11 protein-coding genes are annotated in these 13518 nt (G+C 32.0%); all 11 read right to left on the reverse strand.

What is annotated here, in order from left to right:
* Positions 1-22: 22 nt before the first annotated feature.
* Positions 23-2482, reverse strand: coding sequence for a DUF5686 family protein (locus tag IEW40_RS09965; protein ID WP_188617949.1), 2460 nt, complete (start codon positions 2480-2482; stop codon positions 23-25).
* A 123-nt stretch (positions 2483-2605) separates the two neighbouring features.
* Positions 2606-3124: a hypothetical protein gene (locus tag IEW40_RS09970; RefSeq protein WP_188617950.1), complete on the reverse strand. Its 519-nt coding sequence runs from the start codon at positions 3122-3124 to the stop codon at positions 2606-2608.
* A gap of 13 nt (positions 3125-3137) precedes the next feature.
* The gene (alaS, locus tag IEW40_RS09975) at positions 3138-5741 is read right to left on the reverse strand and encodes an alanine--tRNA ligase (RefSeq protein ID WP_188617951.1); all 2604 of its coding nucleotides are present in this window, start codon (positions 5739-5741) and stop codon (positions 3138-3140) included.
* A gap of 120 nt (positions 5742-5861) precedes the next feature.
* Positions 5862-6689 carry a 50S ribosomal protein L11 methyltransferase gene (prmA, locus tag IEW40_RS09980; protein WP_188617952.1) on the reverse strand — a complete coding sequence of 276 codons (828 nt, stop codon included), beginning with the start codon at positions 6687-6689 and terminating at the stop codon, positions 5862-5864.
* 651 nt (positions 6690-7340) lie between these two features.
* On the reverse strand, positions 7341-8102 hold the full coding sequence (gene tpiA / locus IEW40_RS09985) for a triose-phosphate isomerase (protein ID WP_188617953.1): 762 nt from the start codon (positions 8100-8102) through the stop codon (positions 7341-7343).
* 134 nt (positions 8103-8236) lie between these two features.
* Positions 8237-8584, reverse strand: a complete 348-nt coding sequence (locus tag IEW40_RS09990; protein ID WP_188617954.1) for a tellurite resistance TerB family protein — start codon at positions 8582-8584, stop codon at positions 8237-8239.
* Positions 8585-8655: 71 nt separating this feature from the next.
* Positions 8656-9750: a BT_3928 family protein gene (locus tag IEW40_RS09995; RefSeq protein ID WP_188617955.1), complete on the reverse strand. Its 1095-nt coding sequence runs from the start codon at positions 9748-9750 to the stop codon at positions 8656-8658.
* A 25-nt stretch (positions 9751-9775) separates the two neighbouring features.
* Positions 9776-10150 carry an NTF2 fold immunity protein gene (locus IEW40_RS10000; protein WP_188617956.1) on the reverse strand — a complete coding sequence of 125 codons (375 nt, stop codon included), beginning with the start codon at positions 10148-10150 and terminating at the stop codon, positions 9776-9778.
* Positions 10151-10215: 65 nt separating this feature from the next.
* Complete coding sequence (locus IEW40_RS10005) at positions 10216-10761, reverse strand: DUF1599 domain-containing protein (protein WP_188617957.1); 546 nt, start codon at positions 10759-10761, stop codon at positions 10216-10218.
* A gap of 236 nt (positions 10762-10997) precedes the next feature.
* Complete coding sequence (locus IEW40_RS10010) at positions 10998-12158, reverse strand: THUMP domain-containing class I SAM-dependent RNA methyltransferase (RefSeq protein WP_188618068.1); 1161 nt, start codon at positions 12156-12158, stop codon at positions 10998-11000.
* Between the two features lie 86 nt (positions 12159-12244).
* Positions 12245-13465, reverse strand: a complete 1221-nt coding sequence (locus IEW40_RS10015) for a glycosyltransferase (protein ID WP_188617958.1) — start codon at positions 13463-13465, stop codon at positions 12245-12247.
* Between the last annotated feature and the right edge of the window lie 53 nt (positions 13466-13518).

Here is a 13518-nt window from a genome sequence, read left to right on the forward strand (position 1 = left end):
ATTATGAAAATTTACTTATAGTTTAAAATCCGCCCAATCTGACTTGCAATCCGAAATTATCTTTAAATTCTGAAGTTTGATAATAGCCTAATCTGTAAGAAAATCCTACGTCAAACCTTCTTCCTAAAAATTTGTTCCAGATGAGACCAACTTCTTGATAATTATGGTCTAAAACTCGGAAATTAAATTGATGATTTTCTGGATTTTTGAAATTTCCTACAGCAGATTTGTACTCTAATTCTATGTTTGAATAGGTTTTGCCAATCGTTTTGAACCTGAAAGGTAAATATTGAGAGACGTGTAATCCTACAAATTTATCGGCATAGAAAGTTCCCGAAGGCATTGTTACAAATCCTAAATTAGAAGGTGTATTGATTTTTGAAGTCCATTGTTCTGACGAACCATCAGTTTGCCCAGTAATTTCAAAATTTTTCCAAATAGGAGAGTTTCCAGAAGAGATTCCACCGAAAAATTTAAAATTGGTAACCCCTAATTTGCTTCTGAATTGATGAATTGCCAAAACATCTAATCTATGATAATTGAGTTCGCCATCAAATATTTTGCTTCCCATTTCATAATTCAAATAAAATTGTGGAAATTTCTTTTCATAAGTCAATTTTCCACCTGGAGTCATCATATTCTTATCGTTTGGAGAATATTTCAAAGATAGAGTAGTGCTCACATTTTTGAACTGATTTCCTAAATTTTGGTATTGGTAATCAAAAAGTGCTCTTTGATTTTCGTGGTTTAAAGCAATTTTTGCTGTCAAACTATTAGAAACATCATATAAAAAAGAAGCTCCAAATTTTTTACTTTGATAAAAATTAACATTGTGTAAATCAATGGCTAAGTCTTTCAATTTCATTGGGTTGTCCCAAAGTGTGGTGTTGATTCTACCAGCTGCAAATACGTCATCAGAATAATCTATTCTGAAAATAGAAGTTCTTTTGTCTGAAAGTTTCACATCTAAACCAGCACCATATTTCCAAGCGTGGTCTCTAAAACCATACCCAAAATAAGCGTCAGGTGAAAAAGTTTTGCTAAATTTTTCGTTGAATTTTGCACCAATTCCTAATCTTACGCCTTGATATTTATCGTAATTAAAAATTTTAGTAAGGTCGAAATCAACCATTTTATAGCGGAAATTTCCTTTCAATAAATTGGTAAAAAGGCTTACTTTTTTGTCAAAATCATATTTTTTGACTAAGCTGTCAATTTTTACATAAGTTCCTTTTTCTCTGGTGGTTAAACTATCTGTTCTGTATTTTTGTAGCTGACTACCGTCCGAATTTTTTACTTCTAGTGCATAGCCTTTAAAATCGGCTGATTTTTGTTCTTTGTTAATTTCAAAATCGAAATATTGATTTTTAACAAAAAGGTAATTTCCGAAGGATTTTTTGTTCATTTTGGGCTTTTGACCTGCTTTTACGCTATCTTTTGATACTCCTGTGGTAAATGTTTGGTCGCCCATTCTTATTTTTAGATTTTCATAATCTAGAAACCATTTGTTGTTGATGGGTTTCCACACCGAAATACCATTTCCTTCGCTTGCTTTTTTGCTGCTGCTTTCAATTTTTTTGAGAGCAAAATTTTCGGCATCTACATAGATTTTACCATTGAATTTTCTAGGATTTTGCTTGCCTTTGTTGTTAACTTCTTTGAATTTAATGACAAAAGTTTTTCTGTTTTCTAGTGTAATGGTATCAGAAAGATAATAGTTGTAAATCTTTCTATTCTCAGGTCTTATTTGCCTCGGAATTCTGTTAAGATTTGAAATGTTTAATGCCAATGCTTCATAAATTGGATTGGGAAAACCGGACATTCTGTTGTCTATAATATTGGTTTTTTCTCCAAATTTCTGAGAATATTTATATTCCGAAACTTTTTCCCAAAGAAAATATTGGTTGTTTTGAACGGTACCAATCAAGTCATTTTCTGCAAGAGAATCTTTTTTCTTTTTTTCGGTTTGTTTTTTCAGATTTCTATTTTCTATTTTTTTGATAGAATCATTTCTTTTAGCAATAAAATCCTGATATGCAGTAATAGAATCTTTATCAAAATCAATAGAAATTTTACTGTAAGATTTAAAATCGTAAGATTCTAGCGCTTTCGGACTGTTTTCTTTGTATCTTTTCAACAGTTCGTCTAACATTTTTAGCGCTTTCGGGTCGCTTTTGTCACTCAAAACAATTCTTTCAATGTTTCCTGTTTTTTCAGAAGATGGTTTTAGAGAAATTTGCATTTCTTTTTTTACTTCTATCTCTTTTTCTTCAAAATTATTGGCTAGAACATCTACTTTTTTGCACTTCGTTTTAAAAGTCAAATTTCCATTGCTATCTGTTTTCCCAAGAAGATTATCATCACAATAGACAGAAGCGTTGTAAATAGGTTTTTGGTTTTTAGAATTAATCACTTTCAATTGAGTCTGACTGAAAGAAATGGCGAAAATCAATAAAAATAAAGAGGATAAAGTTTGTTTCATTTGGTCTTTTTTAATAAGACAAAACTATTGATAAGAATGTTACAAAAAATACAAGAAAAATGTAATTTTTTGTTAAAAAAAATCCCTATCAAATTCAATGAAAGGGACTATATATTTTGATTTCTAATTTTTAATATATTGAAATTCCAAACTGACTCTTTTCAAAATTTTGTGACCAGAACTATCTTCAATTACTAAATTTGCAGAATTAAAATTTGAGTACAAAATATTTAAGTCTTTTTTGTAAAATGTAAGATTGTCTCCCCATTCTGTATATACTGATATGTTGTTTTCAAAATTTTTAAAAATAGCATTATAAATAGGTGATTCACATTCAGGAGTTTCATAACTTATCATGTATCCTGTTCCCATTTCCATAGAATAATTTGCTATATTAATATTAATTGAAGGATATTTCATTGTTCCATCATTACTAATAATAAGTTTTGGAGCACATGAAAAATAATTTGTAACATCTGTTTCAAAAATTCCATCGGCATTATAATCTACAGGTTCACTTACAGTAATTCTTAATAATTTATAATTTCCAGAAATCTGATTAATTGTTGTTTGATCAGAATCACTTCTACAATTAATTAGTATAAATAGTAATAGAAAAGAAAAAATTCTTATAGTTTTCATTTATTTATAAATTTTAAATCTCCAATGCTTTCTCCAAAGCATTTTCAATTCCTGCCAAATTTTTACCACCTGCAGTTGCAAAACCAGGGTTTCCACCACCGCCACCTTGTATTTCTTTGGCGAGTTCTTTTACGATGTTTCCAGCGTGATAAGTGTTTTCTAAATCTGCAGAAACACCAACCGTAATCATTGGTTTTTCGCCCGCATCAGAAATAATGATGGTTACAGAATTTGGGATTTCTTTTTTTAGTTGGAACACTAAATCTTTCACCGAACCTGCATCAAGGGAAGTGCGTTTTACCAATAATTGTTTATCGCCTTTTTGTACGAAAGCATTTTTCCAATCATTGATTTCGCCTTTTGCTTTTTCTTTTTTCAGAGCTTCAACTTCGGATTTTAAAGCAGCATTTTCTTCTAATAATTTCTCAATAGATTTTACTAAATCTTTAGATTTTAATAAAGAAGAAACTTCTTTTAATTGATTTTCTAAATTTTTAAAATATTCTGTTGCTTTATCACCAGAAATCGCTTCTATTCTTCTAATTCCAGCTGCGGTAGAACTTTCTGCCATCAACTTGAAATGTCCAATTTCACCGGTAGATTTTACGTGAGTTCCGCCACATAATTCTTTAGAACTACCAAACTGAATCATTCTTACTTTGTCACCATATTTCTCCCCGAAAAGCATCATTGCGCCTTTTTCTGTAGCTTCTGCAATGGGTAAATCTCGGTATTCTTGCAATGGCAAATTCTCCTTGATTTTAGCATTCACTTTTTCTTCTACTAAAGCCAATTCTTCTTCGTTCATTTTAGAGAAATGCGAGAAATCAAAGCGCAAATAGTCTGGACCAACATAAGAACCTTTTTGCTCAACGTGAGTTCCCAAAACATCTCTTAATGCTTCGTGTAACAAGTGTGTAACAGAGTGATTGGCTTGTGAATTTTTTCTGTCAGAATTGTTCACTTTTGCAGTGAAATTCCCTGAAATATTTTGCGGTAAATCTTTAATTAAAGAAATCACTAAACCGTTTTCTTTTTTAGTTTCTAAAACTTCAAAAGTTCCTTCGTTATTTTCAAGTGTTCCTTTATCACCAACTTGACCGCCACCTTCTGGATAAAATGGCGTTTCATTTAAAACAATTTGATAAAATTCTCCGTCTTTATTTTCTACTTTTCTGTAACGCGTGATTTTAACTTCGTTTTCGGTTTTATCATAACCCACGAAATTTTCTGGTAATTCTGCCACAACTTCCCAATCGTAAACTTTCTGTGCAGACGATTTTTTGGAACGTTGTTTTTGCTTTTCCATTTCTTCGTCAAAGCCTTTTTCATCAACGGTTAACTGCTTTTCTTCAGCAATAATTCTAGATAAATCGGCGGGGAAACCATAAGTGTCGTACAATTCAAAAACTTCAGCTCCAGGAAGCACTTTTTCGTTTTTAGAAATGGTATCTTTTATAATATGGTCGAGACGAACTAAACCGTGTTCAATGGTTTTCAAAAAAGAATTTTCTTCTTCTTTGATGACTTCGGTTACCAATTTTTCTTGCTTCACAATTTCTGGGAAAAATACGCCCATTTGATTTTTCAAAACAGCAACCAACTCAAAAAGGAAAGGTTCTTTCATATCTAAAAATCGATAAGAATATGAAATGGCTCTTCTTAAAATTCTTCTGATAACATAACCAGCACCACCGTTTGAAGGCAATTGTCCGTCTGCAATCGCAAAAGAAACAGCGCGAATGTGATCAACTACAACTCTAATGGCAATATCTTTTTCGTCTTCTAAAATTGCTGTATATGTTGCGCCAGAAAGTTCTTCTACTTTTGCAATTAAAGGCGTAAAAACATCGGTATCGTAATTAGAAGATTTTTGTTGAAGCGCCATACAAAGACGTTCAAAACCCATTCCTGTATCAATATGCTTTGCAGGAAGATTTTCTAGCGAACCATCAGCTTTTCTGTTATATTGCATGAAAACCAAGTTCCAAATTTCTACCACTTGAGGATGGTCGTTATTCACCAAATCTAATCCAGAAACTTTTGCTTTTTCTTCGGGAGTTCTTAAATCAACGTGAATTTCAGAACACGGTCCGCAAGGTCCAGATTCGCCCATTTCCCAGAAATTATCTTTCTTGTTTCCGTTGATGATTCTGTCTTCAGAAACGTGAGTTTTCCAAAAATCGTAGGCTTCTGTATCTCTTGCTAAATTTTCCTTTTCGTCTCCTTCAAAAATGGTTACGTACAGATTTTCCTTTGGAATTTTGTATACATCCGTCAATAATTCCCAAGCCCAATCTATGGCTTCTTTTTTAAAATAATTGCCAAAACTCCAGTTTCCGAGCATTTCGAACATTGTGTGGTGGTATGTATCACGGCCTACATCGTCTAAATCATTGTGTTTTCCGGAAACTCTCAAACATTTTTGAGTATCGGCAATTCTGTGAGATTTCGGCTCTTTATACCCAAGAAAATAATCCTTAAATTGTGTCATTCCAGAGTTGGAGAACATCAGAGTTGGGTCATCTTTCAAAACGATGGGAGCAGAAGGAACGATGAGGTGTTCTTTGCTTTTAAAAAAATCTAAAAACTGTTGGCGTATTTCTTGTGAAGTCATATTTTGGTTGTCGGTTGCCCGTTGTTAGTTGATGGATTTGTAAGATTGCAAATTTAAGGATTTTGGATATGATGTGAAAATAAAAAACGTTCAAACTCAGTTGAACGTTTTTCTAAATTTTTATTTCTCCAAAAGCAAACTGCACCATTCTTCGCGCTGTTGTTTGTTTTTGAGTTTCAAACCTTGTTCTGTGCAAACTTCTAAAATATCTTCTACATCAAAGAAACATAAACCAGAAAGTAATAATTCGCTGCCTTGGTTCATATCTTTTACGTAAGTTGGGATGTCCGAAATTAGGATATTTCTATTGATATTTGCTAAAATAATGTCAAATTTTTCTTTGCCTAAATTTTCGGCAGTTCCTAATTCTATGCGAAGTTCTACATTGTTTCTTTCGGCGTTTTCTTTAGAATTTTCTACCGACCATTCGTCGATATCAATCGCGAGAACATCTTTTGCGCCTTTCATTTTGGCATAAATCGCTAGAACAGAAGTTCCGCAACCCATATCCAAAACTTTTTTGTCTTTGAAATCCATTTCCAGCATTTGCTGAATCATTAAATGTGTGGTAGGATGATGTCCAGTTCCGAAAGACATTTTCGGTTGAATAATGATTTCTTCCATTGCAGGATTGGCTTCGTGGAATTCTGCACGAATCAAAACTTTGTCTTCAACATTAATCGGGGAGAAGTTTTTTTCCCATTCTTCGTTCCAATTAATGTTGGGCATTTCTTGGAAGGTGTAAGAAATTTTCACGTTTTCGTTATTGAAAATTTCTAGATTTTTGAAATTTTCTTCATTCACTAAATCTGTTGGAATATAAGCTAAAATGCCTTCTAATTCTTCGGTGAAACTATCAAAACCTATTTCGATGAGTTCTGCCATTAAGATTTCGTTCCAAGGTTCTAGTGGTTGTATTTTGAAGTTGAATTCTGTATAGTTTTGCATTTGATGATTATTTCGAGTTACTAGATTTGCAAATTTACGGAATTTGTTTTACGAAATGGTGGAAAGTTTTTGTAACACAAAGTTCTCGGAGATTTTCACAAAGTTCACAAGGTTTTTTAAGATTTTTGAGAGGCTTTGCTTTTGGGAGTTTTCTGTTTTCAAAATGAATGATTCTTTTTGTAACACAAAGTTCTCAGAGATTTTCACAAATTCACAAAGAGTTTTAAGATTTTTGAGAGGCTTCGCTTTTGGAAGTTTTTTGGCGCGAGCGAAGCGAGTGTCGATTGTTTTCAAAGTTTGGAACGTTCACAAAATTCCTCTTCTTTGAAGGGGTGGATTCAAAAATTTATAATTTTTGAAGACGGGGTAGTTTAGAAAAGTGAAAAGAAAAACTGCCCGTGAATTTTAGCCACGATTGAGCGGCGTGTTTGAATATTTTTATAAATTTTTGTTGGATTAAGCAAAGGAAAATTTATAAAAATATGAGTAGCGAAAGCGTGTCTGAAAGTAAAAGTAATCCCAAAACGTGTGCTTCTAAAACTACACCGTCAAAAATTTATAAAATTTTTGCCATCCCTTCTAAAAGAAGGGGAATAAAAAAAGAGCTGAAATTTTATTTTCAACTCTTTCTTAATTTTTAATTTTTATTTCTTAATTATTAAAACCTTCAATAATTTTAGAAAAATCTTCTAGTTTAAGAGCAGCACCGCCAATTAAACCACCGTCTATATCTGGTTGAGAGAAAATTTCTTTCGCATTGTCTGGTTTTACAGAACCGCCATAAAGAATAGAAATTTCGTTGGCCACTTCTTGTCCGTATTTTGCGGCGATAAGACTTCTGATGTGCGCGTGAATTTCTTGCGCTTGTTCTGGAGTAGCAGTTTCGCCAGTTCCGATTGCCCAAACTGGCTCGTAAGCGATCACCACTTTTTTAATTTCTTCGGCAGAAAGCGTGAAAAGTGCAACTTCGGTTTGGTTTTTTACTACTTCTAAATGTTGTCCAGATTTTCTTTGTTCTAAAGTTTCGCCGTTGCAATAGATTGGAGTTAAACCTTTGTCTAAAGCCAATTTTACTTTTCTATTGCAGTGAGAATCGGTTTCGCCGTGATATTGTCTTCTTTCGCTGTGTCCGATGATAGAACCGTCTGCTTCGATAGATTGCAACATATCTGCAGAAATTTCACCTGTGTAAGCGCCACTTTCGTATTCGCTCATATCTTGTGAAAAAACGCCGATTTCATTGTTTTCAAAAATATCTCTTGCCATCATTAAATATAATGAAGGAGGAGCAATCCACACTTCGCAATTGGTGGTATTTGCTTTTTTATATTCTAGTAATTGAGCCATCAATTGTTGAGCGTCAATTACGTTTTTGTTCATTTTCCAGTTTCCTGCTACGATGTTTTTTCTCATTTCTATAAAGTGTTGAGGTTAAATTTAATATTTGCAAATTTCTGAAATTTTCAAGATTTACAGAAATATTATGGTATGAATTGCATCAGTTTTGTAATTTTTTCTCGTTGATTTAGCTAATTGCTAGTAGCCAATTACATTTTCCAAATAGACTTCATAATAGAGTAGAAGTCGTGTTCTTCTTCTGAAACTACATTATTTGCTTTGATGAGTTTTTTTGCAAATTTCTTGAATTCTTCTCTTTCTTTTTCGATGGAATCATCATAGAAACATTGTGCTTGAAACTCGAAATGTGGTTTCCATTCTTCTGGCTTTAGAGAAGCAATTTGGTCAATTTCGTTGTCAAAATTAATGGGTAATGGAAATTCTTCTTCCAAATATTCTCTAATTACTCTTTCTTCGTCTGAATGAAATTTATAATCTACAGCAGAAAGTATCATTAGTAAATGAAATCCTGCGATGGATTTGTTGGTTTTTCTCATGTTATTTATTATTTTTTTTCATGCAAAGTCGCAAATTTTTTCGCAATGAGCGCAATGTTTTTATTAAATTTTTAATGCTTTAAAAAATCTTTCACACTTTTCTTTTCTTTAATTATCCCGTTTTCTAAAACCAAAACAAATGGATTGCTTCTTGCAATGGTTTTTATGGCGGTTCCGTCCATTGTTAAATGTGTAAAGCCTAATAAATCATTTTTTTCTGTTGATATTTCGTAAACTGTAAAAGAGTTAAGCTTTTTTTGAATGTCTTCTTCTAATTCTTCTGAAGAATGTGCAGCTTGCAATACTTCATTTGGTTTATAGCTAAAAACCAAATACACTTTCGGCAGATGCAAAATTTGATCTGTAACATCATTTCCTTTGGCATCTTCTAGTTTAAAATGGTCAATTGCAGATTTATAACCTTGTTTTACCAAAACAGAAACTTCTTTACCCGACTGAATTTGCCAAGGTGTTCCTTCTTCCCAATATTGTTTTTGGTTCACGTAATCGTCTTGTCCAACTACTTTTTCTTCGCCTGTTTTAGAATTTTTTAAAGTATAAGAGGTTTTGTATTCTGAAGGATTGGCTGCAATTTTTTGTTTTTCTACATTCATATCAACGCCAATTTTATAATCTCTGAAATCAATCAAAGGTTCGTGAGCAATTCCGTGATAGATAATGTAAGCAGAAGCCAAAATTCCTAACCAAAGAAAAGGCATTTTCAGACAACCTTTTTCGTTGGTTAAAGTTTCAGATTTTTTATTCAAAAACCATAAAATAAGCAAACCAAAAAGCAATACCATATCTTTCCAAAAGCTTTGCCAAGGTGTGAATTTTATTGCATCACCGAAACAACCACAATCCGTAACTTTATTAAAATACGCCGAATAAAACGTAAGAAATGCAAAGAAAACACACAATGCAATCAACGAAAGTAGTGTAGTTTTCAGTTTTACTTTCATTAAAAGCATTAATCCTAAAACTAGTTCTAATGCTACCACAAAAACAGCGATTTCTAAAGTGTATTTTTCTAAAAATGGTAAATTAAAAACATCTGGCGAAAAATATTCTTCGAGTTTAAAGGAAAAACCTTTCACATCAACTGCTTTTACGAAGCCAGAAATAATGAAGATGATGGCAATGATGTAGCGTAAGATTCTTTTCATTTTTTTAAGTTTGGAAGTTGGAAGATTATTTTCCGTGAGTAATTCTTTTAATTTCACCAGTTCTGTCATCAATAATAATTTGGAAAACTCCTCCTTTAAAACCTTCTTGTAAAGTTCCTTCAATTAGCCAAAAATTATTAATTCTATAGGTTTTATAAGGTTTTTGTCTTAAAATATTTTCTTTTCCATAAATTTGAAAAAGTGTGGCTTCAGCAATTTTTATTATCGTTTGTTTTTCTAATAGGTGTTGTGAAGTTTTTTTAACAATAACATTATGAGCAGTTTTGTTATTCAAACTTTCTTCAACAAACTTTCTTGCCTCTTCTAAATCTGAATTTTTTGATTGAGCAAAAGAAGCTGAAAAAAATAAAATTAATAATATTTGTATAATTTTTTTCATTAAGTAAATTCCTACGGAATGACAAACTAGGTGGTTACTATTTAATTTTCAAATTAGTGCTTTTTTTAATTTTTTTCTTCCGAAAACTTTATCAAACAAAATGCTGCATAATTCAACATATCATAATAATTAGCGTCAATTCCTTCTGAAGCTACCGTTTTCCCTTGATTATCCTCAATTTGTTTGGTGCGCAAAACTTTTTGATAAATTAAATCTGTGATAGATGAAATTCTCATTTCACGCCAAGCTTCACCGTAATCGTGGTTTTTACGAAGCATTAAATCTTTGGCTTTTTGAGCGTAATCGTCATATAATTTCAGAATTTCGGTTTTGTCTTCGTCTAAATTTTCAGAAAAACCTTTCTCTAATTGTATTAAACCAATGATAGAGTAGTTTACAATCGCTATGAATTCATCTTCTTCGTGTTCATCTACCATTTTTACATCAGTCATCTGTAAAGTACGGATTCTATTGACTTTAATGTAAATTTGATCGGTAATAGAACTTGGTCTTAAAACACGCCAAGCTGCACCATAATCTTGTAATTTTTTAGAAAACAAATCACGACATTGATGGATAACTTCGCTAAATTGTAAAGCTGTATTTTGCATTGAATTTTTTAGAATTGAGTTGTAAAGATATTAAATAATTAAAAAAAATATTATTCTATTTACCTTTAAATAAATAAAAAATTAAAAGTGAAATGAATATTATTAAAATTAAGATAAGTGAAATTTTAAATATTTGCATAAACTTACTATCATCCTTACTAGGAAGTATATTGAATAAATTTAAAAGCATATCAATAAAATCAAACATTTCTTTTGTCTCTTTTGTGGTTAAAAAATTATTTTTCTAATTTATGAACTTTCTTCGTGCCTTCATACATTTCATATTGCAAGAAACGGCATTCTAATTTTCCGTTGAAGAGTTTTATTTTTCTGGAAGGTCTTAAACCTACATTTTTCACGCCTTCTAAATCAGAAGAAATCATCCAAGCCAAAGTATTGGGATATTTTTGTTTGAAAGTATCCCCGATTTTTTTGTAAAAATCCGGGTCATTAATCGTAATTCTCTCATCATAAGGCGGATTGAAAACCATCAACAACGGAAACATATCTTTTTCAGATTCAAAGAAATTTTGTTTTTTTACTTCTATTACATCTTCCATTTCAGCGGCTTCTATGTTGATTTTGGCAGCATTTAGCATTCTTGCATCGATGTCGTAACCTACAATTTTCCCTGAAAATTCTTTCACTCTATTGATTCTAAATTCTTTGATTTTGGTAAATAATTCCGCATCATAATTTTTCCAATTTTGGAACGCAAATTTCTTTCTAAAAATCTGTGCTGGTAAATCCATCGCCAACATTGCAGCTTCAATCAAAAGCGTTCCACTTCCGCACATTGGATCAAGGAAATTGCCTTTTCCGTCCCAACCTGCCAATTGCAACATCCCTGAAGCGAGAACTTCATTAATCGGCGCTTCTCCTTGTTCTTTTCGGTAACCACGCTTAAATAAAGGATCTCCCGAAGAATCCATAGAAATCGTTACCAATTCTCTATCAATATGAAGATGGAATTTGATGTCAGGATTTTTCGGGTCAACATCTGGTCTGCGTCTTTCTTTCATCACAAAATAATCACAAATGGCGTCTTTCATTTTCAAAGCTACAAATTGTGAATGTTTGAATGTTTCAGAATAAACCGTTGAATCTATTGCAAAAGTTTGATTGACGTTCATCACGGTTTCCCAAGGAAAATCGAAAATTTTGTCGTACAATTTATTCTCATTCCAAGCTTTAAAAGTAGCAATTGGAACTAAAATTTTCACAGCGGTTCTTGCAGAATAATTGATTTTGTAGAGAAAACCAAGGTCGCCTTCACAGTTTACGGCGCGGTTTTTAATTTCTACTTTTCTACCTCCAAGTTTTTTGATTTCTTCGGCCAGAATTTCTTCTAAACCGAAAAATGTTTTTATCTGAATTTGTAAATTTTCTGTATCCATAGGTTTTTCTGAAGGCATTTTTGCCTCATTTGAAATGAAAGTGTAAAAATACGGAAACTAAAAGAAATAAAAGTGAAGAATTATAATTATTGATTTTTAGAGTTCTTTTCCTCAATCCATTTACTTAAATATTTAGTGCTTTGCAAAGTATGATGTTGAAGAATTTGTCCTAGAAAATTAGCATTTCGGTGTTCGTTCAAATGTTCTAAAATCCAATTTATTTTTTCATTAAAATCACTTTCAAAAAGTTCTTTTTTAAATAAATTTTTAGCAATTAGATAGCCGTTTTCTTGTGATTTTTGCCAAATGTTTTCGTCTTGATAGAGTAGTATTGCTTTTTCTACAAATTCCGTTTCGTTATCAGTGATCGAACCATTCCAATCGAAATTTCCGTACATAGCTTCTGCTCCGATTGTAGAAGTTACGTTCGGCAAACCAAATTGCATACTTTCTAGCAATTTCCCTTTAATCCCAGCTCCGAAAGGAATTGGTGCAAGTAGAACTTTAGCTTGATTGAAAGTAGTTTTTACATTTTCTGCTCTTCCTTTGATGATGAAACCTTCTTTTTGTTTGTGCAATTGGAAGACTTTTTCCGTAGCATAAGCTCCATAAATATGAATTTCGGCTTCTGGAAGTTGTTTTTTGATGTTTTTCCAAATTTTCTTGAGTTGAAGAACGGTTTGCCAGTTCGGTTCGTGCAAGAAATTTCCGATGCTTACAAAGTTTCTTCTTTCAGAAAATTGAGTTTCAGATTTCTTAATTTCAGCAAAAAGTGGAAGGTAAAAGAGGATTTTCTCATCAATTCTGAATTGATTTTTGAGCATATTCATCTCAAATTCAGATATAATGAGCGATAAATCACATCTTAAAATAGAAGCTATTTCTCTTTTGAAAACTTCATTGATTAAATCTAAGTGTTCTATGTTTTTATTTTGTTTAAAGGCTTTTTCTCTAGCACTTCTTAAAAAATGTAAATCTTCGGTATCAAGAATTTTTACCGCATCAGGAACTTGTTCTGAAACTCTCCAACCAAATTGTTCTTCTGTGGTGAATCTATCAAAAATGACAATTTCAGGATTGATTTTTTTAATGAGTTCGTCAAAACTATTATCATTGAGTACAATGTTTTGAAATTGAATGTTTTTTGAGTTTAAATCAAAACTATTTTCTGAAATAGAAGCGGTAGAAAGAAAGGTGATTTGATAATTCTGAGCCAGAAATAAGTCCATCAACTGAAGCATTCTAGAACCAGCCGCTGTAGAATGAGGTTCGGGAAAAACCTTACCAATAATTACCAAATTTTTCATTTTTCAAAAATATTGAAAACATTCTTGATACAAAACAAAAAAGAGAAACCATT

It is taken from the genome of Cloacibacterium rupense (genome assembly GCF_014645495.1).
Classification (GTDB): domain Bacteria; phylum Bacteroidota; class Bacteroidia; order Flavobacteriales; family Weeksellaceae; genus Cloacibacterium; species Cloacibacterium rupense.